Genomic DNA, 24,887 nt, shown 5'->3' on the forward strand with positions numbered 1-24,887 from the left:
ATATGTCTGCTTTTTGGGAAAATGAATTAGTCAGAACGGCTGCCAACTTTAGTGTGGTGGTACTATGTCTTGTTCTGTTTCTGGCTATTTTTGAACTAGTGACAAAGTATAAAAACATGGAAGAAATTAAAAAAGGCAATTTTGCTGTAGCGATGGCAACGGGCGGTAAAATACTCGGTATCGCCAACATTTTCAGGTACTCTATCAGCGATCATGATTCGTTGTTGACGATGATTGGTTGGGGAGCGGTAGGATTTGTGTTATTGTTATTTGCCTACTTTATCTTTGAATTTTTAACACCAAGCTTTAACATTGATAAGGAAATAGAAAAAGGGAATTGGGCTGTCGGGTTTATTTCCCTTGTCATTTCTATAGGGTTATCTTTCATTATTGGGGCAAGTATTGGATAAGGAGTAGGGAATTTTGGAAACTTTAGCAAAAGTGTTGATTGGATGTTGTATTGTGTTTGTTTTAATTGGTATTATTTATCTTTTTGTAGCATAAAGAGTTAATAACAGTGAGGAAGAAGAAGCAAGTTTCACATTGCTGATTCTTCCTTTTTTAAGTATAAAATACAGTTGATTTCCGTTCCAAGCGCTTCGCTTGCCTGCGGGCGGTCCGGAAGCCTCCTCGGGCATTCGCCCTGTGGGGTCTTCCCTGTCCCTTCCTCCCGCGGGCGTCTGCGCGCCTTCCACTCCAATCAACTAGGTGACTTCATTCCCATTAGTCAAAAAAGCTATCTAATCGAGGTTTCTGAAGTACCAATAAAGCTTCTTTAACATAGTTTCCAGCTGTGGATTGGAGCAAATGACGAAGACTCCAGCGGGGGGAGTAACGGTAGAGTGAGACCCCATAGCGCAGCGAGGAGGCTCAAGCACCGTCCCGCGGAAAGCGAAGTTATTTGCGGAAAGGAATAGCGGCGATTAACCACTCACTAATGTTACTAGGAGGTTTTTCTTACTCCAGATAAGTTGTAGAGCAGGGAGAATGGGTGGGTTTGGAGAATAGAGAATATAGGTTTTATGGGAGGGGGTTCTTGAGATGCAGTTTAAGACTACGGAACTACCGGGGATTGGGAAGAAGCTATCATTTGTTACGGCTGAAGGTAATATGGTGGTGTTGGTTGTTCACCATTCAGGAAAACGGGAAATGTATTTTTTTGAAGACCCAGATCATGATGAAGCAGATTTCTCCATCTCTTTGACCTCAGATGAAACAAGGGAACTTGGTGCTCAACTGCTAGGTGCTATTTATCAACCTGTAGATATGGATAAGATGAAAATATTTAAGAAACAAATCATTATTGAGTGGATCGAAGTGAAAAAAGCTTCCACATTAATTGGAAAATCGATAGGAGAATCAAAAATAAGAACCAAAACAGGTGCATCTATTATTGGAATTGTAAAAGGGGAAGATAACATCGCCGTACCAGATGTCGATGTAAAGCTCCATGAAAAGGATATATTGATGGTTTGTGGCAAACAAGCGCAAATAGAAAAACTGACCAAGCTTTGCGAGGGAGGGACTGCTACCTGATGCATGAAGGTACTCCAATTCTCGTAAGCATAGGAGTCATACTACTCGTTCTATTTGTTATCGGATATGTCGGAGGGAAAATGAAGATCCCTGGCGTCATACTTTATATATTTTTAGGACTTGGCATCGGAACATTTATAACAGAAAATGAATTATTGCATACTGCTAGTGAAATAGGCATTGTACTATTATTTTTTCTACTTGGTCTTGAATTCCCCTTAAAAAAATTAAAAAATATGGCACTCAAGGTTTGGAAACCTGGGTTATTGGATGTAGCCTTAAACTTTGGAATGTCTACTATTATCTGTCTCTTCTTTGGTCTAGATCTTTTAACTTCCTTCTTAATAGGCGGTGTCCTATATGCCACAAGTTCCTCGATTTCTGCCAAGCTACTCGAAAGTACGAAACGATTGGCAAATGCAGAGTCTGAATACATACTTGCGATTCTCATCTTTGAAGATGTTGTGGCACCAATCATTGTTGCAGTCCTAATTGGATTGGCTTCGGACAGCGGGATAACAGGGATGGACTTTGTCATTCTTTTGGGTAAGATCATGTTGTTAACCACAGGTGCGATGGTCATTGGTCGCTATGGCTTCACTCGTTTGGAGAAATTTTTTGAGCGATTGGTCGGAAGTGATATTTTCATTATGCTAACAGTTGGTATTGCACTTAGTTATGCAGGCATTGCCTTGTTACTTGGGCTGTCAGAAGTATTAGGGGCATTTTTAGCAGGTATCATGCTTGCCGAAACGAAGCGTTCTGAAGATATCGAGCAGGTTACTTTACCTGTGAGAGATTTACTTTTACCTATATTTTTTATGCATTTCGGCACGACGATAGACCTGGGAGAAGGAGTACCGTATGTAGGATTACTGTTTACATTGATTGGATGGGCTTTGCTGGGAAAAATTTTGGTAGGAATGCTTGGAGGTAGATGGTACGGGCTCACAAAGAGGGTTGCTTTACGAGCTGGTTTTTCACTCACACCAAGAGGAGAATTCTCCGTGGTTATTGCATCGATTGCCACTGGAGCAACCAAATTATTTAGTAGCGTGTTCATCCTGGTTTCTGCGATACTTGGAATCTTACTTTTTATTTTTGCGCCAAAACTAACGAATATATTTTATGAAAAGAAGAAGATAAAAAAGGACATAAATCTGAAGGTTCCTGGTTAAGTGTTGTCATAATTCATCATTTTTTGCAAAAATCAAAAAAATGTTATAATTTTTATAGAATTGCTGATATACTATAACAAACAGATATGGGCCTTTTGTAGTAGTACAGGCCGATAAAGAGGAGGGAATGGTATGGAGCAAATAGTGAATAAGCCATGGCTATCACATTATCCTGAAGAAATACCTCATGAGATCAACTTCGAAGAGCGAACACTGCAGTCTTATTTGAAACAAGCGGCGGAAGAATATCCAACAAAAACGGCTATCAGCTTCCTCGGTAAAAAATTAACATTTGAAGAAGTTTATGATCAATCTTTAAAACTGGCAAACTACTTAAAAGGACTTGGAATTGAAAAAGGCGACAGAGTGTCTATCATGCTCCCGAACTGCCCACAAGCTGTCATCAGCTATTATGGCGTTCTTTTTGCAGGCGGTATTGTTGTGCAAACAAATCCACTATACATGGAACGTGAACTGGAATACCAAATCAATGATTCCGGTTCCGAGATCATCATCACGTTAGATATTTTATATCCAAGAGTGTCAAAGGTGAAAGCGCTAACAAAACTGAAGCATGTGATCGTAACCGGAATAAAGGACTATCTGCCGTTCCCGAAAAATATGCTTTACCCTTTTGTTCAGAAAAAACAGTACGGAATTGTGGTGAAGGTGGAGCATAGTGGCCAAAATCACTTGTTTACCGAAATCATTAAACAATCGGAAGCTCAAACGATTGATGTACCGATCAATCCTAACGATGACCTCGCGTTACTGCAATATACAGGAGGCACTACAGGATTCCCCAAAGGTGTTATGTTAACACATATGAATCTTGTCTCCAATTCAATTATGAGTGTCAACTGGATGTACAGATGCCAAAAGGGCCAGGAAAAGGTTATTGGAATCCTACCGTTCTTCCATGTATACGGAATGACGGCAGTAATGAACCTTTCCATCATGCAGGCATATGAAATGATACTACTACCGAAGTTTGACCCGGAAACAACATTGAAAACCATTCAGAAGGAAAAGCCGACACTTTTCCCTGGAGCACCAACCATCTATATTTCTCTTTTGAATCATCCTGATATCAAAAAGTATGATTTATCTTCTATTGATTCTTGTATCAGCGGTTCAGCAGCCCTGCCTGTTGAAGTGCAAGAACAGTTTGAGCGTGTAACAGGAGGAAAGCTTGTAGAAGGCTATGGTCTGTCGGAAGCGTCGCCGGTTACACACGCTAATTTCCTTTGGGATGAGAGGGTATCAGGAAGCATAGGAATACCATGGCCAAATACAGAATCTGTCATTCTATCCATGGAAAATGGAGAATTGGCACCGACCGGTGAAATTGGAGAAATCGCCGTAAGAGGTCCGCAAATCATGAAAGGATATTGGAACCGAAAAGAAGAAACCGAAGCTGTCTTGAAAGATGGCTGGCTCTTAACGGGAGATTTAGGTTATATGGATGAGCGCGGTTATTTCTATGTGGTGGATCGTAAAAAGGATATGATCATTGCCGGCGGCTTTAATATCTACCCTAGAGAAATTGAGGAAATATTATATGAGCACGAAGAAATTCAAGAAGTGGTTGTCGCAGGAATCCCTGACCCATATCGCGGTGAAACCGTTAAAGCTTACATCGTGAAAAAGGCTGGTTCCAACCTCACAGAAGAAGAACTAGACCAATATACAAGAAAACACCTTGCTGCCTACAAGGTGCCAAGATACTATGAATTCAGAGACGAATTGCCAAAGACTGCCGTAGGAAAAATCCTCAGAAGAGCATTGGTGGAAGAAGAAAAACAGAAAATAGCGAAATGATAAATATAGAGAGGGAGATGTAAAAAACCTCTCTCTCTTTTTAATAGCAACTTGTACGAAAATTATGATAAGATAATGATTGACAGTTCATTCATGGTGCAGTATCATGAAAATATGAATGATTATTCATTCATTTTTAAAAGGGAGCGAAAAGGTTGAAACAACAAAAACCTAAATATAAACAAATAATAGATGCCGCAGTCATTGTCATTGCGGAAAATGGCTACCATCAAGCACAGGTTTCCAAAATTGCCAAACAAGCTGGAGTAGCAGACGGAACCATCTATCTTTATTTTAAAAATAAGGAAGACATCCTAATTTCATTGTTTCAAGAGAAAATGGGACTCTTCGTCGAAAAGATTCGTCAAGAAATTGCAGGAAAATCGACATCAACAGAGAAATTATTAACGTTGATAGAAAAACATTTTTCCATGCTTGCGGAAGATCACCATCTCGCCATTGTAACCCAGTTGGAATTAAGACAATCCAATTTAGAGCTTCGACTTAAGATTAACGAGGTGTTAAAAGGGTATTTGCATGTTGTGGATGAAATTCTACTGGCTGGTACCCAAAACGGTGAGCTTCGATCTGATTTAGATGTCCGTTTAGCAAGGCAAATGGTATTTGGTACAATAGATGAAACGATTACTACATGGGTCATGAACGATCAAAAGTACGATCTGACATCCATTGCACCAAGAGTACATGAACTATTAATCAAAGGGTTTGGAGCTACCCCTTAAGTAGCTCTCTGTCTTATACATAAGGAGGGGATTATTTTCATGGAATTTTTGCAAATGAAAGTAGAAGAACGAATTGCTCTCATCACCATCAACAAAGCCCCCGCGAATGCTTTGTCATCCTCAGTTTTGAAAGAGCTTTCATTATTGATGGATGATTTAGAAAAGCAAGAAGAGGTAAGGGTGATTCTGATTCATGGAGAAGGAAGATTCTTCTCTGCAGGTGCAGATATCAAAGAATTCACTACGGTGGAAACCGGTGAAGAATTTGCCAAACTTGCGAAATTCGGTCAAGATCTTTTTGAAAGGATGGAGAACTTTCCAAAGCCGATTATTGCAGCCATCCATGGTGCAGCTTTAGGTGGAGGCCTTGAACTAGCAATGGGTTGCCATATCCGCTTAGTGACGAAAACAGCTAAACTTGGTCTGCCGGAATTGCAGTTGGGGCTAATCCCTGGTTTTGCTGGGACTCAGCGTTTACCCAAATTAGTTGGTTCCGCTAAGGCTTTTGAAATGCTGTTTACGAGTGACACTTTAACAGGGGAAGAAGCTGTTCAATGGGGACTTGCAAACAAAGCCGTCGATGAAGAAGTTTTAATGGATGAAGCTTTTAAGATGGCGAAAAAGATTGCACAAAAAGGACCAATCTCGGTTGCTTCTGTAATAGAGTTGTCCCGGTTTGCAAAGCATGAAGAATATTATCAAGGCGTAGAAAGAGAAGCGCAATTATTTGGAAGAGTCTTCACATCAGAAGATGGCAAAGAGGGTATTACAGCGTTTATGGAAAAAAGAGCTCCTGAATTTAAAGGGAAGTAATTTTTTTTATAATATAAAATCTGAATATTACTAATAAAATTAATGTTTAAACAGGAGGTACTGTGATGAATATTTTTGTTTTATTAAAAAGAACATTTGATACTGAGGAAAGACTAACTGTTTCAAATGGCAGTATAAATGAAGATGGTGCAGAATTCATTATTAACCCATACGACGAGTACGCGGTAGAAGAAGCGATTCAAGTAAGAGACACACATGGCGGAGAAGTAACAGTTGTGACAGTCGGTTCTGAAGAGGCAGAAAAAGAGCTTCGTACGGCTCTTGCGATGGGTGCTGACAAAGCTGTGTTAATAAACACAGAAGATGACGTAGAAAACGGAGATCAATTTACAACAGCGAAAATTATGGCTGAATTCTTAAAAGATAAGGATGCAGACTTGATTATCGGGGGGAACGTTGCAATTGACGGTGGTTCCGGACAAGTTGGACCTCGTGTAGCGGAATTATTGGACATTCCTTATGTAACGACTATCACAAAGCTAGAAATCGAAGGCGGAAAAGCTACAATCGTGCGCGATGTGGAAGGAGATTCCGAAGTTATCGAAACAACCCTTCCATTGCTTGTAACAGCACAACAAGGATTAAACGATCCGCGCTATCCATCTCTACCTGGGATAATGAAGGCAAAGAAAAAGCCGCTTGAAGAATTAGAATTAGATGATTTAGACCTGGATGAAGATGATGTAGAAGCGAAGACAAAAACGCTTGAAATCTACCTACCTCCGAAAAAAGAAGCAGGTCGCGTGCTTCAAGGTGAGTTGGATGCACAAGTAAAAGAATTGGTTTCCGCATTAAGAAACGAAGCGAAAGTAATCTAAGACGTCATATAAACATTTAGCGTTTAATTGGAGCAGATGACTTAGACTCCGGCGGGAGGTAGCACTTAGGTGAGAACCCGCAGGTTTCAGAAGGACCAGCAAGTGCCCCGCGGAAATAAAAGTGTCGTTAAACAGTATTATAGATAGATACATGGACAGGAGGAGACAAACATGGCAAGAAAAGTATTAACACTAGCAGAAGTGCGTGATTCCGCATTACGTAATGTATCATTTGAAGCAATTGCAGCAGGGAAAACAGTAGCAGAAGGTGGGGAAGTAGTTTCTGTACTAGTTGGGGAAGGTGTAGGATCACTTGCTCAAGAACTAATTGCTTACGGTGCTGACCGTGTTGTGACAATTGAACACGCTAACTTGAAAGCGTACACATCTGACGGTTACTCTCAAGCTTTAAAAGCAGTCATTGATTCTGAAAACCCAGAAGGAATTATTTTCGGGCATACAGCTTTAGGAAAAGACTTGTCTCCTAAATTGGCTTCCAAATTAAATTCAGGCTTGATTTCTGATGCAACAGAAGTGGAAGAGGTTGGTGGAAACTTAGTTTTCACAAGGCCAATCTACTCTGGAAAAGCATTTGAAAAGAAAATCGTAACAGACGGCGTCATTTTTGCAACAGTACGTCCAAACAACATTGCATCTCTTGAAAAAGATGATTCACGTACAGGTGACGTTTCTTCTCTTGATGTTGATGTGAAGGATCTTCGCACAATCATTAAAGAAGTCGTTCGTAAAGCTACAGAGGGTGTAGATCTTTCCGAGGCGAAAGTAGTAGTAGCTGGTGGTCGTGGAGTAAAATCTGAAGAAGGCTTTGAGCCATTAAAAGAATTGGCAGACGTACTTGGAGCGGCAGTTGGTGCTTCCCGTGGAGCGTGTGACGCAGACTATTGTGATTACTCTCTGCAAATCGGTCAAACTGGTAAAGTCGTTACTCCTGACCTTTATATTGCTTGCGGTATCTCCGGAGCGATTCAGCATCTTGCTGGTATGTCCAACTCTAAAGTAATCGTAGCAATCAATAAAGACCCAGAAGCAAACATTTTCAAAGTAGCTGACTACGGCATCGTCGGTGACCTGTTTGAAGTGGTTCCGATGTTAACAGCTGAATTTAAAAAGCTATTGGTAACGAACTAAGAGTAAATGACAGTCAGGCACATTTAGTGCTTGGCTGTTTTAATGTGATGGATGGATTTGAGGAAAACCTAGCTGGTGATTGGAGCACAAGGGGAAAGACTCCTGAGGGAGATAGCGCTAGCCCGCAGTTGGCGAGGAGACTCCAGCACAGGCCCATGTGAAAGCATAGCCCAGTGCGGAAATTACCAGCGGTGGTACGGGGAATTTAAACACGAAATAAAATGGCTGAAAACAGGTAAACCTATAACGAAGCAAATAATTAGCAACACTATATCGTAGATGCTATACTTTAGCTATAGTAAAACTCTGAAAGATTTTCCATCTGTCAGAGAACACATTAACAGCATATATTGTTAACTGTGAGATAAAAGCTTAGGAGGAATTTATTATGGCAATTACAAATGCAACTGACCAAAACTTTACACAAGAAACTAGCGAAGGCCTAGTTCTTGCAGATTTCTGGGCGCCTTGGTGCGGACCTTGTAAAATGATCGCTCCAGTTCTTGAAGAATTAGATCAAGACATGGGTGACAAAGTGAAAATTGTTAAAGTTGATGTAGATGAGAACCAAGAAACTGCTGGAAAATTCGGCGTAATGAGCATCCCGACTTTACTTGTTATCAAAAACGGTGAAGTAGTAGACAAAGCAGTAGGTTTCCAACCGAAAGAAGCTTTGGCTGAACTATTAAACAAGCACGCTTAATGCGTTTTGGAAAAAGCCCGGTCCTGTGACCGGGCTTTTTGCGTGTTTGGGGGCTTAGTCATAAGGTGAGGTTGCGGTTATCAAGAAAACTTCGGGTATATCGAGAAAAGTCAGAGGGATATCAAGAAAACTTGGGATATATCGAGAAAAGTTAGAGGGATATCAAGAAAACTTCGGGTATATCAAGAAAAGTCAGAGGGATATCAAGAAAGCTTGGGATATAGCGAAAAGTCAGAGGGATATCAAGAAAACTTGGAATATATCAAGAAAAGTCAGAGGGATATCAAGAAAACTTAACATATATCAAGAAAACTCTCTCCCTATATGCTAAACCCCAGTCCCGTCCCCTCTCCCACAATCCTAAAACTTCCAAATGGAACATACGTACGAAACAAGGTATAATAGAGTACATACAAAAAAATCTTTGGTTGGGAGGAAAAAACATTGAATGAATCACTAAAAGAAAAACTAGCCATACTGCCTGACCAACCGGGATGTTACCTGATGAAGGATCGTCAAGGAACCATCATCTATGTCGGAAAGGCGAAGGTGCTCAGAAATCGTGTCCGCTCTTACTTTACAGGTAGCCATGATGGAAAAACGCTCAGGCTTGTAAATGAAATTGTGGATTTTGAATATATTGTGACATCCTCCAATATTGAAGCGTTGATACTGGAATTGAATCTTATCAAAAAACATAACCCTAAATACAATGTCATGCTGAAAGATGACAAACGGTATCCTTTTATCAAAATTACAGCGGAAAAGCATCCTCGTCTTTTAATTACCCGCAAAGTGCAAAAGGATAAAGGGAAATACTTTGGACCATACCCCAATGTTCAAGCAGCAAATGAAACGAAAAAGCTGTTGGACCGAATCTACCCGCTTCGAAAATGCATGACACTACCGGACAGGGTATGCCTTTACTATCACATGGGTCAATGCCTTGCACCATGTGTGGAACATGTATCTGAAGAAACGAACAAGCAAATGGTGGATGGAATTGTCCGGTTTCTTAACGGCGGCTATAAGGAAGTCAAAAACGAGCTTACGAATAAAATGATAAATGCTTCTGAGAAGCTGGAATTTGAAAGGGCACAAGAATTCCGGGATCAAATCATCAACATTGAAGCAACCATGGAAAAGCAGAAAATGGAAATGAATGACTTTGTCGACAGGGATGTTTTCGGATTTGCTTTTGACAAGGGCTGGATGTGTGTTCAGGTCTTTTTCATCCGTCAAGGTAAATTGATTGAACGAGATGTATCTTTATTCCCGATTTACAACGAACCGGAAGAGGATTTCCTAACATTCCTAGGGCAGTTCTATTCCAAGCAAAATCATTTTATCCCAAAAGAAGTCATGCTTCCTAGTCAAATTGATTTGCCGGTTGCACAAGAACTATTGCAAACTAATGTGCTGCAGCCGCAACGCGGTAAAAAGAAGCAGCTTGTGGATCTGGCAAACAAGAATGCAAAAGTGGCCCTTGGAGAAAAGTTTTCATTGATTGAACGCGATGAAAGCCGAACAATAAAAGCTGTCGAGAACCTGGGAGAAATCCTGGGAATTATAACCCCACACCGAATTGAAGCCTTCGATAACTCAAATATTCAAGGAACGGATCCCGTTTCAGCGATGGTGGTATTTATTGATGGAAAACCAGAGAAACGAGAATACCGGAAATATAAAACCAAAAGCGTACAAGGACCTGATGATTATGAATCCATGAGGGAAGTAGTCAGAAGAAGGTACACCCGTGTGCTAAAAGAATCTTTACCTCTTCCAGACTTGATTGTGATTGATGGAGCCAAGGGCCATATGAGTGCTGTAAGAGACGTCCTTGAAAATGAACTGGACTTATTTGTTCCAATTGTCGGCCTTGCCAAAGATGACAAACATAGAACGAGCAATCTTCTTGCAGGCGAAGACGCTATGATCGTTCCGCTTGAGAGGACAAGTCAGGAATTCTACCTCCTCCAACGAATACAAGATGAAGTCCACAGATTTGCGATTACCTTTCATCGTCAAATTAGAAGTAAGAGTGTCTTTCAATCAATTTTGGATGAAATCAGTGGAGTTGGTGCTACAAGAAAGAAAGCGTTGATGAAGCATTTTGGATCAGTTGCAAAAATGAAAGAGGCGACGGTAGAGGAACTTCAAGCTGCTAAAATTCCTAAGCCGATAGCTGAAGAAATTTTTAAAAAACTTCGCGAATAAGTGTTGTAAGGATTCTTATTGTCTGATATAATCACTATTAATTTCATAATGTGCCACTTCAAATCGATGAAGTGATGATAGAGGTGCGAACTTCAAAAGTATGTAATCGGAGAAGAAAGAGCTTCCGAGATGATTACGGAAAGGGGAGGATCGCCGAAGTAAAAAAAAGTCTCTTTTTCTTTTTTTTACTGGTTCTGCGTTTAAGAAATGTAGGACTGTCAGGTTGTCTTTGTGCTGCCTGGAGAGCTATCTCACCGCGTGAACGGATTCTTTATTTTCCCAATCACAGCAATGAGACCTTAGCTCATTGCTGTTTTTTTATATCCTCAAAAAAGCTGCTATGGCTAAATGCGTACTGAGAACTATCTAACATTATGATGAGACTACAGATTCTGTAAATTAAATTTTAGCTGTTGATTGTAGCACAGGGCGTAGACTCCAACACTAGGGAGAGATCACTCAGGCTTGCTGAGGAGGCTCTCGTCAGCCACTAGGAAAGCGAAGTCGGGTGCGAAAATCAACAACGGCGAACTAACTAATGAAAAGGGAATGGTGCACATGTCAACGATTGTTGTACAGAAATTCGGAGGAACATCAGTAGGATCGGTTGAACGAATTCAGCATGTAGCAAGTCGAGTCATTAAGGAAGTGGAAAACGGACACAAAGTGGTTGTCGTCGTATCGGCTATGGGCAAAACAACAGACGAACTGTTAACTCTAGCAAATGCAATTAACCCCCACCCAAGTAAACGCGATATGGATATGCTTTTAACAACAGGAGAACAAATTACCATTTCCCTATTGGCAATGGCCTTGCAAGTTAGAGGCCATGAAGCAATGTCTTTAACAGGCTGGCAAGCAGGAATTCGCACAGAGCCAGTACACGGAAACGCAAGAATTACGCATATTGAAACAGATTTGTTAAAAAGCTACCTGGATTCAGGGAAAATTGTCATTGTCGCAGGTTTCCAAGGAATTACTGCTAGTAACGAAATTACAACACTAGGCCGTGGCGGTTCGGATACAACTGCGGTTGCATTAGCTGCTGCTTTAAAGGCAGAAAAATGTGATATATATACAGATGTGACAGGGGTATTCACGACGGATCCTCGTTTTGTGAAAGGTGCAAGAAAGCTTGCAGCAATTGCATATGATGAAATGCTTGAACTGGCCAACTTAGGTGCAGGTGTGCTTCACCCGCGTGCGGTTGAATTTGCAAAAAACTATGGCGTACAGCTGGTTGTACGGTCCAGTATGGAAGAGGAAGAAGGAACGATCATTGAGGAGGAAGTATCCATGGAAAAAAATCTAGTTGTTAGAGGAATAGCATTTGAAGACCAAGTTACGCGCATTACAGTATGTGGCTTGCCAAATGAACTACATACATTATCCACCATTTTCACAACATTAGCTCAGCACAGTTTGAATGTGGACATCATCATTCAAACAAGCATGGATAAAGATACAACGAATATTTCTTTCTCTGTTAAAACAGTGGACGTAAAAGAAACTATTGAAGTGCTAGAGCAACACCAAGGGCGTCTCGGGTTCACTGGTATCGAGCAGGAAAGCGGGTTGGCGAAAGTTTCTATCGTTGGATCCGGTATGGTATCCAATCCCGGTGTTGCGGCGGAAATGTTCCAAGTCCTAGCTACAGAAGGAATCCATGTCAAAATGGTAAGCACTTCGGAAATCAAAGTTTCTACTGTGGTAGATGTTGCAGAGATGGTTCGTGCGGTTGAGGCACTTCATATGGCATTTAAACTCGGAGAAGAGTCTGTTGAGAGAGTATTAAGCTAAGAGAACGTAGTTTTTGTATGTGTAGTGCCCTTTTCTTGGTGAAAAGGGTACTTTTTTGTGGAGATAGACCGTGTGAAAAGTTATTTACTGTCCGTAAGGTGGAAATACGTGCCAAACTAGTTAAAATACTTTCCATAAAATGAAAATACGAGCGAAACGTACCTAAATACTGTCCGAAAATAAAAAAATACATGCCGTTCGACAACGAACGACATGTCCTATTAAATTGCCACCCTTAAGGAAGTAACAACCTCTTCAACAAAAGTTAAGGCCAACCACCCTGGAGGCAGCAACATTATCACTTATCCCACTGTACCGTAATTAAAATCTCTTTTTTCTTTTTTTGTTCTTCAATCGCTTCCGCAGTTTTGCCTTTTATACGTTGGATTTGCTCGGCAAGAAAACCAGCTTCAAGTTGGAAAGTGGCATCTTTATTCAAATCAAGACGGCGCGTCACCATTTCCCCGCGGATCACGTACTTAACTTCATGCTTGTTTTGCTCCATTAATTCAAGCTCTCCCCAGCCTGCTTCTTTAAAAAACTGGCCGATTCCCTCTTGAGTATCAATGGTAAACTTGCGTGCGAGCTGTTTTCCTGCCCAATAGATGACCTGGGTATGATCTTTACCTAGAAGGTCAGGTAGAAGCATATCGCGGATCAGTTCGTACCCAAAGATAGGGACTTGAATTTGTGTGTCCATCACTTGTTGTTGGTTGTTCGATTCAGTCATTTAGTTCCCCTCTTTCTCTACGTTCATTATATACCATCCACCCGTGTTAATAAATGAAACGTATGGAGTATTTTATTCTATTAATATATTTTTATATTTTTCTGATAATTAAAGATTTGTAGAAGTAGTTTTAAAAGTGCAATTTTTGGTCGCGTTTTCTTGACGCTATACATATAGGGGAGTAAAATAAATATGTCACATATTTGTCGATAAATCTGTAAAGGCTTTCATTTTATTGAAAGTTTAAAAAACAAGATGGAGAGTTCAATGATTTTTTACTATAATAGATAGTGAAAAACAGAACTTACAAAACATCTAATCTATTTTTTTACTTGAAAAAGGGGGTTAAGTGATGGCAACTGAACGTGAATTCTTACTTCGTAGGCTCCACTCGTTACTAGGAGTCATTCCTGTTGGTCTTTTCTTGGTTCAGCATTTGGTGATCAACCACTTTGCGACAAAAGGGCCAGAATCATTCAACAAAGCGGCACATTTTATGGAAAGCTTGCCGTTCCGTTATGCACTAGAAATTTTTGTAATCTTTCTTCCGATTCTATTCCACGCTATCTACGGCTTATATATTGCTTTTACAGCAAAAAACAATGTAAGCAAGTATGGATTTGTTCGTAACTGGATGTTTATGCTTCAGCGCTTTACAGGAATCGTTACATTAATTTTTATCGTATGGCATGTATGGGAAACGAGAATTGCAGCTGCACTTGGTGCGGACGTTAACTACAACATGATGGCAGATATCTTATCTAGTCCGTTCATGTTCTGGTTCTACCTTGTTGGGGTAATTGCAACAATCTTCCACTTCGCAAATGGACTTTGGTCTTTCTGTGTAAGTTGGGGAATTACAGTAACTCCTCGTTCTCAACTTATTGCAACCTACGTAACAATTGGTATTTTCTTTGCATTATCTTTCGTAGGGGTACGTGCAATTCTAGCATTCGTTTAATCAGCAACTATTAAGGAGTGAGTTACACATGAGTAAAAAAGTTATCGTGGTCGGCGGTGGACTTGCGGGATTGATGGCAACCATCAAAGTCGCTGAAGCCGGTGTACCAGTTGATCTATTTTCATTAGTACCTGTTAAACGTTCTCACTCAGTTTGTGCCCAAGGTGGAATTAATGGGGCAGTAAACACAAAAGGAGAAGGGGATTCTCCATGGGAACACTTTGACGATTCTGTATATGGTGGGGACTTCTTAGCAAACCAGCCTCCTGTAAAAGCTATGTGTGAAGCGGCACCTGGAATCATCCATTTACTAGACCGTATGGGAGTTATGTTTAACCGTACTCCTGAGGGATTACTAGACTTCCGCCGCTTTGGTGGTACACAGCATCACCGTACAGCATTCGCTGGTGCTACAACTGGACAGCAATTGTTATACGCATTAGACGAGCAAGTTCGTCGCCACGAAGTATCTGGTCTAGTAACGAAATATGAAGGCTGGGAGTTCTTAGGTTCTGTTATTGATGACGATGGGGTATGCCGCGGAGTTGTCGCCCAAAACCTTACAAGCATGGAGATTGTATCATTCCCTGCAGATGCTGTTATTATGGCAACCGGTGGACCTGGTATCATCTTCGGAAAATCAACAAACTCTGTTATCAACACAGGTTCTGCTGCATCCATCGTGTATCAGCAAGGTGCCTACTATGCAAATGGTGAGTTCATTCAAATTCACCCAACAGCCATCCCAGGAGATGACAAGCTTCGTCTGATGAGTGAGTCCGCTCGTGGTGAAGGTGGACGTGTATGGACATATAAAGACGGTAAGCCTTGGTACTTCCTTGAGGAAAAATACCCGGCATATGGTAACCTTGTTCCACGTGACATCGCAACACGTGAAATCTTCGACGTGTGTGTTAACCAAAAGCTTGGTGTTAACGGTGAAAACATGGTGTACTTGGATCTTTCTCATAAAGATCCAAAAGAATTGGATATCAAACTTGGTGGAATCATCGAAATCTATGAAAAATTCATGGGAGACGATCCACGTAAAGTACCAATGAAAATTTTCCCTGCTGTTCACTATTCCATGGGCGGAATCTGGGTCGATTATGATCAAATGACCAACATCCCTGGACTTTTTGCTGCAGGCGAGTGTGATTACTCTCAGCATGGTGCAAACCGTCTTGGAGCAAACTCCTTACTATCTGCCATCTATGGTGGTATGGTAGCTGGTCCAAAAGCTGTAGAATATATGAATGGTTTGGAAAAATCCACAGATTCCCTTTCTTCCTCTCTTTTCGATCGCTATGTAAAAGAAGAAGAAGCAAAGTGGAACAAGATCATGACAATGAACGGTACAGAGAATGCTTATGTACTTCATAAAGAACTTGGAGAGTGGATGACAGACAACGTAACCGTTGTACGCTACAACGACAAGCTGAAGCAAACGGACGAGAAAATCCAAGAGCTTCTTGAGCGTTATGATAATATCAACATCCACGATACAGCAAAATGGAGTAACCAAGGTGCTGCGTTCACACGTCAGCTGCAACATATGCTTCAGTTAGCTCGTGTTATCACAATCGGTGCGTACAACCGTAATGAAAGCCGTGGAGCACATTACAAACCGGACTTCCCAGAGCGTAATGACGAAGAATTCCTAAAAACGACAATGGCGAAGTTCACAGGTTCTAAAACTGCACCTGAATTCTTCTATGAAGATGTAGATGTAAGCTTGATTCCGCCGCGTAAACGTGACTACTCTAAGAAAAAAGGGGGTAAAGAATGATGGCTGAGCAAACTAAAACTGTAACGTTTAAAGTGAAGCGTCAAGAAGGTCCCGAGGGAACCCCTTATTATGAAACTTTTGAATTACCTTACCGTCCGAACATGAACGTAATCTCTGCACTTATGGAGGTACGTCGTAATCCTGTCAATAAAGATGGAAAAGACACAACTCCTGTAAACTGGGATATGAACTGTTTGGAGGAAGTATGTGGTGCGTGTTCGATGGTCATTAACGGCAAGCCGCGTCAATCCTGTACGGCACTTGTTGACCAATTAGAGCAACCTATCGTTCTTGAGCCGATGAGCACATTCCCTGTTGTTCGTGACCTTCAAGTAGATAGAAGCCGCATGTTCGACTCCTTGAAAAAGGTAAAAGCATGGATTCCAATCGATGGCACATATGACCTTGGACCTGGTCCTCGTATGCCGGAGAAAAAGCGTCAATGGGCTTATGAGCTTTCCAAATGTATGACATGTGGTGTTTGCTTGGAAGCATGCCCGAATGTTAACAGCAAGTCCGAGTTCATCGGTCCTGCACCACTTTCTCAAGTGCGTCTATTCAATGCGCATCCAACTGGGGAAATGAACAAGTCTGAACGCCTAGAAGCAATCATGGGAGACGGAGGCCTTGCGAACTGCGGTAACTCACAGAACTGTGTGCAGTCTTGCCCGAAAGGTATTCCTCTTACTACATCTATCGCTGCGCTTAACCGCGACACAACAGTTCAGATGTTCAGAAACTTCTTTGGTTCCGACCAAGGCTAAAAATCATCAGAACGCCTCTTACCAATAAGGGGCGTTTTTTTACAAAAATATATGTTAGAAAATTCAGAATGGTATAGTTGACAGTTGATTTCCGTTCCAGGCGCTTCGCTTTTCTGCGGGCGGTCCGGGAGCCTCCTCGGCAAGCCTGCGGGGTTTCCCCTGTACCTTCTTCCCGCGGAAGTCTGCGCGCCTTCCACTACAATTAACTAGGTGTTCCTTTCAATTTTTTTATCATTAAAGCAGTTCCCCCTGTTGACTGAAGTGCAAGGTGTGAGACTCCTGCGGGGGATAACGGTAGGTTGAGACCCCACATGCGAAGCTGAGGAGGCTCAAGCACCGTCCCGCGGAAAGCGAACACCTGGAACGAAAGGAAACAGGGGGTTATACCGTACAATACATTTTTAATAATGGGGAGGAACCGTTTATGAAAAAGCCAGCTTATATAGAAGATTTGCAACAATGGATGAATGAGTTCTCATTCAGTCATGGTGTGAAAGTAAGATTTTCCGAGACGGATATGTTTGGCCATTTGAACAACACAGTACCATTCGTTTATTTTGAGGAAGCTAGAATAGAGTTTTTCAAAAGCCTTGGCTTTATGCAAGACTGGACACAACAAGGAAGTAACACCATCCCAGTCGTAGCGGACCTGCAATGTGATTTCCTTCAGCAGGTTTATTTTGGAGAAGAACTGGAGGTTAGCGTGAAAGCACAGCAAGTAGGAACCTCTTCGGTTGATCTGCATTACCTAGGTAAAAAGGGGAACGGAGACCCATGTTTTGTTGGAAGAGGACGTATGGTACAACTTAATAAGCACACTGGAAAAGGGGAAGCTTGGAGTGATGAACAACGAAATCTCTTTCTTTCCCGAGAAACATTGAAAAAATAAAAAGAAATCCGACTAAATACATGTAACTCCCGCCCTCCTTCTAACATATTATACCATGACTAAATATACACCCATCCGCTAGTTCAGCTCTGGCTAAGGCAAGGAGGGTTACAATTATTGAAGGAGAAAGAGTTTCAACCAAAGCCATTGCTTACCAAAAGAGAAAGAGAAGTATTTGAGCTGTTAGTTCAGGATAAGACAACCAAAGAGATTGCTGGTGAGTTGTTTATCAGTGAAAAGACAGTTCGAAACCACATTTCAAATGCTATGCAAAAGCTGGGAGTGAAGGGGCGTTCCCAAGCAGTTGTCGAGCTTCTTCGCATGGGAGAATTAGAGCTTTAACTTAAACCGCCGACTATCTTCTAACCATACAGTTATGAGTGGTAGTCGGTTATTTACCTATTATTAAACCCAAGTATTTCTATGTGGGTAAATATGTTTATAAGCCTTTACATCTTGCATTTTATATGAAAACATAAGAAAATATACTTAACTGACAAAATGACTACATGACATCTATGTTCAGATAAATAAAAAGAAAAAAGGGAAGAAAGAGGGTCGAGAATGACAAATCAGAATGAAGCAGTATTGCAGGATCCGCAAATGGTTGCAGATATTGAGAAATCGTTGAGATACATAGCGACTTTAGTAAAACAAAAAGGTCGCGAAATATTAAGCAATTACACTATTACCCCTCCACAGTTCGTTGCATTGCAATGGCTTTTAGAGGGTGGAGATATGACAATTGGTGAATTGTCTACAAAGATGTATTTAGCTTGCAGTACGACCACTGATCTTGTGGATCGTATGGAAAAGAATGAACTTGTTCAACGTGTGAAAGATCCTAATGACCGCCGTGTGGTACGAATTCATCTGTTAGAAGAAGGAGAGCGCATTATCGCGGAAGTAGTAAAAAAACGTCAGGACTATTTGCAAAACATACTAAAGAACTATTCCAAAGATGAAATTTTCATGTTAGAAAAGTGTTTAGCACGATTACATCTAGAAATGAAAGAATGAGGGATTTAGTTGCAAAGACCAATTGGAGTTATTGATTCTGGTGTTGGAGGGCTGACCGTTGCGAAGGAAATTATGCGTCAGTTGCCCAAAGAGCGCATAATTTACTTAGGAGATACAGCGCGTTGCCCATATGGACCAAGACCTGTTGATGAAGTTCGTCTTTATACATGGGAGATGACAAGGTATTTGTTGACACATGATATAAAAATGCTTGTTATCGCTTGTAATACAGCTACTGCAGTCGTGTTGGATGAGATACGGGAACAATTAAATATTCCGGTCATTGGAGTGGTGGACCCTGGAGCCAGAACAGCGTTAAAGGTGACATCTAACTATCAGGTGGGTGTGATAGGAACTGTGGGGACGATTAATAGCGGTGCCTATGCCAATGCCTTGAAATCCATTAACAATGAAGTGAAGGTAGAAAGCTTGGCGTGTCCAAACTTTGTACCGTTAGTTGAGAGTGGTGAATTTGAAGGGGAACGTGCAAAGGAAATTGTAGAAGATACCCTTCACCTTTTTAAAGGATCGAAAATAGATACGCTGATTCTTGGCTGCACGCACTATCCGCTATTGACTCCTACCATACAGGCGGTAATGGGGGAAGGCATTCAATTGATTAGTTCTGGTGATGAAACAGCACGAGAAGTGAGTACCATCCTCAATTTTAAAAAGCTGTTGAATAAAAAACAGCGTACAGAGAACCATCAGTTTTACACAACCGGATCGAAAGAACTTTTTGAAAAGATAGCAAGTAAGCTTTTCGAACAGCCCATTGAGAATGTAAAGACGATCGTGTTGGACCCGATAGGAATATAATGAATGTTGAAAACAGGACGGAAGCTTTTCGTCCTGTTTTTTGCTTTTATTTTTAGTAGGACAAAAGTTTTTCTAAAGCTCGGTCTATTTTGTTGAATAGCTCGTATACATAATAGTACAAACCGTCTTAGGAGGGAAACCTATGTCTCATAAAAAAGTGAAATTGACTGCTGCTGCCGTGCTTGCTTCTTCTGTATTGTTATCTGGATGCGGATTATTTGGAGGTGACGAGCAGGCAGGAAAAGAAGAGGATATTCCGCAAGATGTTTCATATGTAGATGATGCTGCAAGTGAAACTGGTGCAGAGAATGAAACAACTGGTGAAGAAACGGAAGGGGAAGAGGCAGCTGTTTCGGAAAATGTGCAAAGAGAACTATACTTAATTGATAGTAATGGATACGTTGTTTCGCAGACATTGGAGCTCCCAAAAACCAATGAAGTGGCGAAGCAGGCATTAGAATACTTAGTTGCCGGAGGTCCGGTGGATGAATTGCTTCCAAATGGCTTTAGAGCAGTATTACCTGCTGGAACAGAAGTCGACGTAAATCTTAAAGAAGACGGAACCATCGTTGCCGACTTCTCAAAGGAATTCACTAATTATGATGGAGCAGACGAAGAAAGAATTTTACAGGCTATCACTTGGACGTTGACACAGTTTGAAAATGTGGAAAAAGTCCAAATCATGGTGAATGGACATGAGCAAACAGTGATGCCAGTGAATCAAACGCCGATTGGTGATGGCGTGAGCAGAGCCAATGGTATCAATTTTAATACTGCTGAAGCAGTAGATCTGATGAATTCACGTGCTGTAACATTGTACTTTATGGCGGAAAGCAGTAACGGAGAGCCCTATTATGTACCTGTCACTTCACGTTTAAGCTTGGATAATAAAGACAAGTTTTCTGCGATTGTAGACGCGCTGATCAATGGCCCTTCTCATACTTCAGGTTTAACCAATGACTTGTCGAATGAAGTGGCTCTTCTGGATGAGCCAGTCTTGGTTGATGGGAATCTGGTGTTGAACTTCAATGAGGCTATCCTTGGCCTTGAAGGAAGAATTGTATCCAAATCCATTGTTGATTCGCTGGTACTAACATTAACAGAACAAACTGGTGTTGAAAGCATCGCGATTACGGTGGATGGGGAAGGCGATTTGATGGCGACTGATGGTACAAATATCTCAGAGCCTGTCGCACGCCCTGAAAAAGTGAACACAGGCAGGTTTTAACGTGTGAAATTTGCTATACTAAGGAAGAATGATTAGAAGAGGTGCTTTGTTGCCTCTTCTTTATTTTATTGGGATACAAAAGGAGCTTGTAAGAATGTCTAGATCAGAAGGTAGAGAGCAAAATCAAATAAGAGCAGTTGAAATAATGACGAACTACATCACTCATCCTGAAGGATCGGTATTAATTTGTGTTGGTAACACGAAAGTTATTTGTTCGGCTACGATAGAAGACAGAGTACCCCCTTTTATGCGCGGCGGGGGAAAAGGCTGGATAACAGCGGAGTATTCCATGCTACCGCGTGCAACTGAAAAAAGAACGATGCGTGAATCCACTAAGGGCAAGGTAACCGGTAGGACAATGGAAATTCAGCGGCTGATTAGCAGGGCTCTACGTTCTGTTGTAGAGCTGGACAAAATAGGCGAAAAAACGATCTGGATAGATTGTGATGTTATTCAGGCGGACGGAGGCACAAGAACCGCGTCTATCACAGGGGCTTTTGTGGCAATGGTACTTGCTTTTCAAAAGCTAGTCGAAGCAAAGAAGATAGCAAGTCTCCCTATTACAGATTTTTTAGCTGCAACTTCCGTTGGCGTTATGGAAAATGGACAAGCTTTATTAGATTTAAACTACATAGAAGATTCCACTGCCCAGGTGGACATGAACGTCATTATGACCGGCTCATTGGATCTGGTTGAACTGCAAGGAACGGGAGAAGAAGCAACTTTTACAAGAAAACAGCTAAATGAACTGTTGGACTTGGCTGAAGAAGGTGTATTACATCTTGTAGAAGAGCAAAAGAAAGCGTTGGGAAATTTGGCACATAGTATCATTGGTAATGGAAAAGGAGAAAATTAAGATGACTGACATAATTATCGCAACCAATAACCCCGGGAAGGTAAAAGATTTTGAAGTGATTTTAGAACCAAAAGGATTCAAGGTGAAATCACTTGCCGATTTTCCAGAAATACCTGATGTGGAAGAAACAGGTACAACTTTTGAAGAAAATGCTTTATTAAAGGCGGAGGCAGTGTCAGCACACCTTGGGAAGATCGTCCTTGCAGATGATTCCGGCCTGGAGGTAGATGCATTAAATGGTGAACCCGGTGTGTACTCAGCACGTTATGCGGGTATGGAAAAAGATGATAAGAAAAATATTCAAAAGGTACTCCATGGGATGGAAGGGGTTCCGAATGAAAAACGTACTGCCAGATTTGTTTGCGTCCTTGCAGTTGTAGATCCTTCTGGTGAAAAATTTACAGTCCGTGGAACGTGTGAAGGGAACATTGCTACGGAACCGATTGGAGAAAATGGATTCGGCTATGATCCTATTTTTTATGTGAATGAGAAACAAAAGACGATGGCCCAACTCTCTAAGGAAGAAAAAAGTGAAATTAGTCACAGGGGAAATGCAATGAAAGAGTTAACCAATCAGTGGGAGTTGTTTTCCCGCAAAAATTAGGAGTGGAAGCATGAAAGTTCTAATTGTTAGTGACAATCATGGACAAGCAGAGGTGCTAAGGCAAATAAAAGCCCGTCATCACGGGGAAGTGGATTTTTTCATCCACTGTGGGGATTCTGAACTTCCTTCTACAAGCGATGAAATGAAAGGCTTTTATGGGGTAAGGGGAAACTGCGATTTTGACGATGATTATCCTCAACAATTAACAAAGGTAATCGGCAACCAACGACTTTTTGCTACACACGGCCATTTGTATCAGGTGAAGTCTTCTTTATTACCATTAAAATATGCTGCTGAAGAAGAAAGGGCGAATATTGTATGTTTCGGTCACTCTCACATTGCAGGGGCAGAATATTTTGATGGAATTCTCTTTATTAATCCAGGCAGCATCGAACTTCCGCGTATGACACGGAATAAAACCTATGCTATACTAGATGCAAAAGAATCATGTTATTTTGTACACTACTATAATGAAAAGGGAGAAAAACTTTCTTCCCATACATTCGAAAAGTGATAAGAGAGAGGGGATTCCTCTCTCTCTATTAAAGAAGAACAGACGCATAAAATTATTTAAGAAAAGTTTTTTAAAAACTGTTGACTTTAATGTATGTATCTCATATAATAAATCTTGTCGCTGCTGATAATTAGTGAATATTTCTTATCGGTAAGTACATAATTTAATTTTGTCCCAGTAGCTCAGCAGGATAGAGCACGATCGAATACGCTGCCTGAAAAAACTTCAGCGTACCGATTTTGAACACTTCCTGAGTTATCATCCCAGCAAAATTGGGACGACGGTATGAAAAAAACTATTGTTATCCTATTTTTAATTTTGTCCCAGTAGCTCAGCAGGATAGAGCAACGGCCTTCTAAGCCGTGTGTCGGGGGTTCGAATCCCTCCTGGGACGCCACTTATTTAAAAACACTATGTACATTTTTATGAACACTTTCTATGAAGAGTGTTGATGAAAATGAGGCATGGTGTTTTTGCTTTTTACCCAAAGTCGAATAGAGCACTTTCATTTAACAATTTGGTAGTTTTGGTAGCTGTACAGTAGGATAACGTGCTTCTATTAGACAAAAGAGCAGTGTATTATACCCGTACGGTTGAATAGAGAACTCCTATTAGACAAAGAAGTATCCCCGATCCCCAAACTGCCAATAGACTGCAATACGTATTATCCCACTCTTTCACTTGTGCTCCCCTCCAAACATTGATAAACTTGTTTCAAATATTTTTACAATAAAAACAGGACGGCTATTACATATGAAAAAACCAAAAAAGATAGTGGAGTTCCCTAATCTAAAGCAGAGACTGCTGGAAAAAGCGATGCAAATGATGAAAGAAAAAAAGTTTTCTGATGCGTTGGAGCTCTTTGAACAGGCCCGGGAAAATGACTATGCCTATGCGGAAGTGGAGCTTGGCATGGTAGTTTGCTATATGGAACTTGGTCAGTTAACAGAGGCAAAAAACCGTTGTAAAAAAATGCTTAGGGAAGATGTTGGAGAGTATTTTCATGTGCTTCAGATATACATAACGATTCTCATCCAGTTAAAAGAGTATGCAGAGGTCAAAACCACGATTGAAGCAATCCTTGAAGAAGACAAATTGCCTGCACAATATGCGCAGAATTTTTATCAGCTCTTGGAGTTTGCCAGAAAGATGCTGCCTTCAGAAGAAAATGAATCAATAGAACCAGATTATCATGACCAAGAGGATGAATTGTTTTTACTTCATGAAGGGACTGTCCAAAAGCAATATGAACTCATCCAATCGTTGAAGCACCGCAACATTCGGCCGCTCATCCCTGACATTCAACAATACTTAGAGGATGAACTAAAGCACCCTGTTCTCAAAACCTTTTTGATTCATATTCTAGTTGAACAAGGCTGGGACAAGGAGACAGAAGTTATAAAAATGGGTCAACGAACGATCATTGTTCCTTCCAATTTAAAAAGTGGTGAAGAAGATCCTTTCTTAAACAAAATTATCTCTATACTGGAAGATAAAGTGGAAAGTGACAATCCCACTTTATACGAAGGTTTAAAAGAAATGCTTGTCCGCATACATACGGTTCAATTTCCCATTCCATTCACACCAGACAAACCGGAAGTATGGGCCGCTGGCTTGCATAGAGCTGGGGTGGAACTATTTGGTTTGGAAGCAAGCGACGAAGAGTTGGCAGCGCAATACCACGTTTCTGCTCTAGAAGTGAAGTCTGTCACACGGGAGATCAATAAGCTTGAAGATTTTTCATATTTACGATTATGAGGCTATGTGTTGAACTCATCTGGGATTATGTTATAATGTAAGGGTTGTAAACTGTATATACGATATAGGTTCTTAAACTAACCTCTTGTAACAAGGGGTGTTTAAGACTGTGTACTTGCAGCAAAAATGTAGAAAACAACAACCACCATGTTGTGG

24 protein-coding genes, 1 tRNA gene and 1 riboswitch are annotated in these 24,887 nt (G+C 41.0%); of the genes, 24 read left to right on the top strand and 1 reads right to left on the bottom strand.

Annotated elements, in window-relative coordinates; all coding sequences use genetic code 11:
- The first annotated feature begins 2 nt into the window (after window positions 1-2).
- The 11 genes from AAV98_RS06950 to AAV98_RS07005 all read left to right on the top strand — a co-directional run bounded on the left by AAV98_RS06950 (window position 3) and on the right by AAV98_RS07005 (window position 12,799).
- On the top strand, window positions 3-410 hold the full coding sequence (locus AAV98_RS06950) for a DUF350 domain-containing protein (RefSeq protein ID WP_060664836.1): 408 nt from the start codon (window positions 3-5) through the stop codon (window positions 408-410).
- A gap of 631 nt (window positions 411-1,041) precedes the next feature.
- Window positions 1,042-1,536: a cation:proton antiporter regulatory subunit gene (locus AAV98_RS06960; protein WP_060664838.1), complete on the top strand. Its 495-nt coding sequence runs from the start codon at window positions 1,042-1,044 to the stop codon at window positions 1,534-1,536.
- Entirely contained in the window at window positions 1,536-2,714 is a 1,179-nt protein-coding gene (locus AAV98_RS06965) for a cation:proton antiporter (RefSeq protein ID WP_060664839.1), read from the top strand. The genes AAV98_RS06960 and AAV98_RS06965 overlap by 1 nt, the downstream gene beginning before the upstream one ends.
- Window positions 2,715-2,846: 132 nt before the next feature.
- Window positions 2,847-4,535: a long-chain-fatty-acid--CoA ligase gene (locus AAV98_RS06970; RefSeq protein ID WP_060664840.1), complete on the top strand. Its 1,689-nt coding sequence runs from the start codon at window positions 2,847-2,849 to the stop codon at window positions 4,533-4,535.
- 155 nt (window positions 4,536-4,690) lie between these two features.
- Window positions 4,691-5,278 (top strand): TetR/AcrR family transcriptional regulator, encoded by a 588-nt coding sequence (locus tag AAV98_RS06975; RefSeq protein ID WP_060664841.1) that lies wholly within the window; start codon window positions 4,691-4,693, stop codon window positions 5,276-5,278.
- Window positions 5,279-5,317: 39 nt separating this feature from the next.
- Window positions 5,318-6,091 carry an enoyl-CoA hydratase gene (locus AAV98_RS06980; RefSeq protein WP_060664842.1) on the top strand — a complete coding sequence of 258 codons (774 nt, stop codon included), beginning with the start codon at window positions 5,318-5,320 and terminating at the stop codon, window positions 6,089-6,091.
- 65 nt (window positions 6,092-6,156) lie between these two features.
- Complete coding sequence (locus tag AAV98_RS06985) at window positions 6,157-6,930, top strand: electron transfer flavoprotein subunit beta/FixA family protein (protein ID WP_060664843.1); 774 nt, start codon at window positions 6,157-6,159, stop codon at window positions 6,928-6,930.
- 171 nt (window positions 6,931-7,101) lie between these two features.
- The gene (locus AAV98_RS06990) at window positions 7,102-8,079 is read left to right on the top strand and encodes an electron transfer flavoprotein subunit alpha/FixB family protein (protein ID WP_060664844.1); all 978 of its coding nucleotides are present in this window, start codon (window positions 7,102-7,104) and stop codon (window positions 8,077-8,079) included.
- Window positions 8,080-8,467: 388 nt separating this feature from the next.
- Window positions 8,468-8,782 (top strand): thioredoxin, encoded by a 315-nt coding sequence (gene trxA, locus AAV98_RS06995; protein WP_060664845.1) that lies wholly within the window; start codon window positions 8,468-8,470, stop codon window positions 8,780-8,782.
- A gap of 444 nt (window positions 8,783-9,226) precedes the next feature.
- Window positions 9,227-10,999 (top strand): excinuclease ABC subunit UvrC, encoded by a 1,773-nt coding sequence (uvrC, locus tag AAV98_RS07000; RefSeq protein ID WP_060664846.1) that lies wholly within the window; start codon window positions 9,227-9,229, stop codon window positions 10,997-10,999.
- 70 nt (window positions 11,000-11,069) lie between these two features.
- Window positions 11,070-11,256, top strand: a riboswitch (Lysine riboswitch).
- 301 nt (window positions 11,257-11,557) lie between these two features.
- Entirely contained in the window at window positions 11,558-12,799 is a 1,242-nt protein-coding gene (locus AAV98_RS07005) for an aspartate kinase (RefSeq protein WP_060664847.1), read from the top strand.
- Window positions 12,800-13,097: 298 nt separating this feature from the next.
- On the opposite strand, the gene AAV98_RS07010 is transcribed toward AAV98_RS07005, so the two are convergent.
- Entirely contained in the window at window positions 13,098-13,529 is a 432-nt protein-coding gene (locus AAV98_RS07010) for a YslB family protein (protein WP_060664848.1), read from the bottom strand.
- A gap of 352 nt (window positions 13,530-13,881) precedes the next feature.
- Between AAV98_RS07010 and AAV98_RS07015 the strand changes: the two genes are divergently transcribed.
- From AAV98_RS07015 to AAV98_RS07075, 13 genes are all read left to right on the top strand, one after another.
- Window positions 13,882-14,490 carry a succinate dehydrogenase cytochrome b558 subunit gene (locus AAV98_RS07015; RefSeq protein WP_060664849.1) on the top strand — a complete coding sequence of 203 codons (609 nt, stop codon included), beginning with the start codon at window positions 13,882-13,884 and terminating at the stop codon, window positions 14,488-14,490.
- A 28-nt stretch (window positions 14,491-14,518) separates the two neighbouring features.
- Window positions 14,519-16,279, top strand: a complete 1,761-nt coding sequence (sdhA, locus tag AAV98_RS07020) for a succinate dehydrogenase flavoprotein subunit (RefSeq protein ID WP_060664850.1) — start codon at window positions 14,519-14,521, stop codon at window positions 16,277-16,279.
- Window positions 16,279-17,043, top strand: a complete 765-nt coding sequence (gene sdhB / locus AAV98_RS07025; RefSeq protein ID WP_197284245.1) for a succinate dehydrogenase iron-sulfur subunit — start codon at window positions 16,279-16,281, stop codon at window positions 17,041-17,043. The genes sdhA and sdhB overlap by 1 nt, the downstream gene beginning before the upstream one ends.
- A gap of 424 nt (window positions 17,044-17,467) precedes the next feature.
- Complete coding sequence (locus tag AAV98_RS07030) at window positions 17,468-17,932, top strand: acyl-CoA thioesterase (RefSeq protein WP_060664852.1); 465 nt, start codon at window positions 17,468-17,470, stop codon at window positions 17,930-17,932.
- A gap of 117 nt (window positions 17,933-18,049) precedes the next feature.
- Entirely contained in the window at window positions 18,050-18,274 is a 225-nt protein-coding gene (gene gerE, locus AAV98_RS07035; RefSeq protein ID WP_047972062.1) for a spore germination transcription factor GerE, read from the top strand.
- 222 nt (window positions 18,275-18,496) lie between these two features.
- Complete coding sequence (locus AAV98_RS07040; protein ID WP_060664853.1) at window positions 18,497-18,952, top strand: MarR family winged helix-turn-helix transcriptional regulator; 456 nt, start codon at window positions 18,497-18,499, stop codon at window positions 18,950-18,952.
- Window positions 18,953-18,961: 9 nt separating this feature from the next.
- Window positions 18,962-19,771, top strand: coding sequence for a glutamate racemase (racE, locus tag AAV98_RS07045; protein ID WP_060664854.1), 810 nt, complete (start codon window positions 18,962-18,964; stop codon window positions 19,769-19,771).
- A gap of 142 nt (window positions 19,772-19,913) precedes the next feature.
- On the top strand, window positions 19,914-20,999 hold the full coding sequence (locus tag AAV98_RS07050; protein WP_060664855.1) for a GerMN domain-containing protein: 1,086 nt from the start codon (window positions 19,914-19,916) through the stop codon (window positions 20,997-20,999).
- Window positions 21,000-21,093: 94 nt separating this feature from the next.
- Window positions 21,094-21,855 carry a ribonuclease PH gene (gene rph, locus AAV98_RS07055; RefSeq protein ID WP_060664923.1) on the top strand — a complete coding sequence of 254 codons (762 nt, stop codon included), beginning with the start codon at window positions 21,094-21,096 and terminating at the stop codon, window positions 21,853-21,855.
- 1 nt (window position 21,856) lies between these two features.
- Window positions 21,857-22,459, top strand: coding sequence for an XTP/dITP diphosphatase (locus tag AAV98_RS07060; protein ID WP_060664856.1), 603 nt, complete (start codon window positions 21,857-21,859; stop codon window positions 22,457-22,459).
- A gap of 10 nt (window positions 22,460-22,469) precedes the next feature.
- Window positions 22,470-22,973, top strand: coding sequence for a metallophosphoesterase (locus tag AAV98_RS07065; protein WP_060664857.1), 504 nt, complete (start codon window positions 22,470-22,472; stop codon window positions 22,971-22,973).
- Window positions 22,974-23,293: 320 nt separating this feature from the next.
- Window positions 23,294-23,370 (top strand) — tRNA-Arg (locus tag AAV98_RS07070).
- Window positions 23,371-23,726: 356 nt separating this feature from the next.
- Window positions 23,727-24,731, top strand: coding sequence for a tetratricopeptide repeat protein (locus AAV98_RS07075; RefSeq protein WP_060664858.1), 1,005 nt, complete (start codon window positions 23,727-23,729; stop codon window positions 24,729-24,731).
- The last annotated feature ends 156 nt before the right edge of the window (window positions 24,732-24,887 follow it).

The sequence above is a fragment of the Bacillus sp. CHD6a genome (genome assembly GCF_001293645.1).
Classification (GTDB): domain Bacteria; phylum Bacillota; class Bacilli; order Bacillales; family Bacillaceae_I; genus Sutcliffiella_A.

Excerpts from the sequence above, each read along its gene's own strand:
- AAV98_RS07010 (WP_060664848.1), bottom strand. The coding sequence starts at position 13,529 with ATGACTGAATCGAACAACCAACAACAAGTGATGGACACACAAATTCAA.
- AAV98_RS06985 (WP_060664843.1), top strand. The coding sequence starts at position 6,157 with ATGAATATTTTTGTTTTATTAAAAAGAACATTTGATACTGAGGAAAGA.
- AAV98_RS07060 (WP_060664856.1), top strand. The coding sequence starts at position 21,857 with ATGACTGACATAATTATCGCAACCAATAACCCCGGGAAGGTAAAAGAT.
- sdhA (WP_060664850.1), top strand. The coding sequence starts at position 14,519 with ATGAGTAAAAAAGTTATCGTGGTCGGCGGTGGACTTGCGGGATTGATG.
- AAV98_RS07075 (WP_060664858.1), top strand. The coding sequence starts at position 23,727 with ATGAAAAAACCAAAAAAGATAGTGGAGTTCCCTAATCTAAAGCAGAGA.
- AAV98_RS06990 (WP_060664844.1), top strand. The coding sequence starts at position 7,102 with ATGGCAAGAAAAGTATTAACACTAGCAGAAGTGCGTGATTCCGCATTA.
- AAV98_RS07015 (WP_060664849.1), top strand. The coding sequence starts at position 13,882 with ATGGCAACTGAACGTGAATTCTTACTTCGTAGGCTCCACTCGTTACTA.
- AAV98_RS07065 (WP_060664857.1), top strand. The coding sequence starts at position 22,470 with ATGAAAGTTCTAATTGTTAGTGACAATCATGGACAAGCAGAGGTGCTA.
- AAV98_RS06965 (WP_060664839.1), top strand. The coding sequence starts at position 1,536 with ATGCATGAAGGTACTCCAATTCTCGTAAGCATAGGAGTCATACTACTC.
- AAV98_RS07040 (WP_060664853.1), top strand. The coding sequence starts at position 18,497 with ATGACAAATCAGAATGAAGCAGTATTGCAGGATCCGCAAATGGTTGCA.
- AAV98_RS07005 (WP_060664847.1), top strand. The coding sequence starts at position 11,558 with ATGTCAACGATTGTTGTACAGAAATTCGGAGGAACATCAGTAGGATCG.
- AAV98_RS07030 (WP_060664852.1), top strand. The coding sequence starts at position 17,468 with ATGAAAAAGCCAGCTTATATAGAAGATTTGCAACAATGGATGAATGAG.
- trxA (WP_060664845.1), top strand. The coding sequence starts at position 8,468 with ATGGCAATTACAAATGCAACTGACCAAAACTTTACACAAGAAACTAGC.
- AAV98_RS06950 (WP_060664836.1), top strand. The coding sequence starts at position 3 with ATGTCTGCTTTTTGGGAAAATGAATTAGTCAGAACGGCTGCCAACTTT.
- AAV98_RS06980 (WP_060664842.1), top strand. The coding sequence starts at position 5,318 with ATGGAATTTTTGCAAATGAAAGTAGAAGAACGAATTGCTCTCATCACC.
- AAV98_RS07050 (WP_060664855.1), top strand. The coding sequence starts at position 19,914 with ATGTCTCATAAAAAAGTGAAATTGACTGCTGCTGCCGTGCTTGCTTCT.
- AAV98_RS06970 (WP_060664840.1), top strand. The coding sequence starts at position 2,847 with ATGGAGCAAATAGTGAATAAGCCATGGCTATCACATTATCCTGAAGAA.
- sdhB (WP_197284245.1), top strand. The coding sequence starts at position 16,279 with ATGGCTGAGCAAACTAAAACTGTAACGTTTAAAGTGAAGCGTCAAGAA.
- AAV98_RS06960 (WP_060664838.1), top strand. The coding sequence starts at position 1,042 with ATGCAGTTTAAGACTACGGAACTACCGGGGATTGGGAAGAAGCTATCA.
- rph (WP_060664923.1), top strand. The coding sequence starts at position 21,094 with ATGTCTAGATCAGAAGGTAGAGAGCAAAATCAAATAAGAGCAGTTGAA.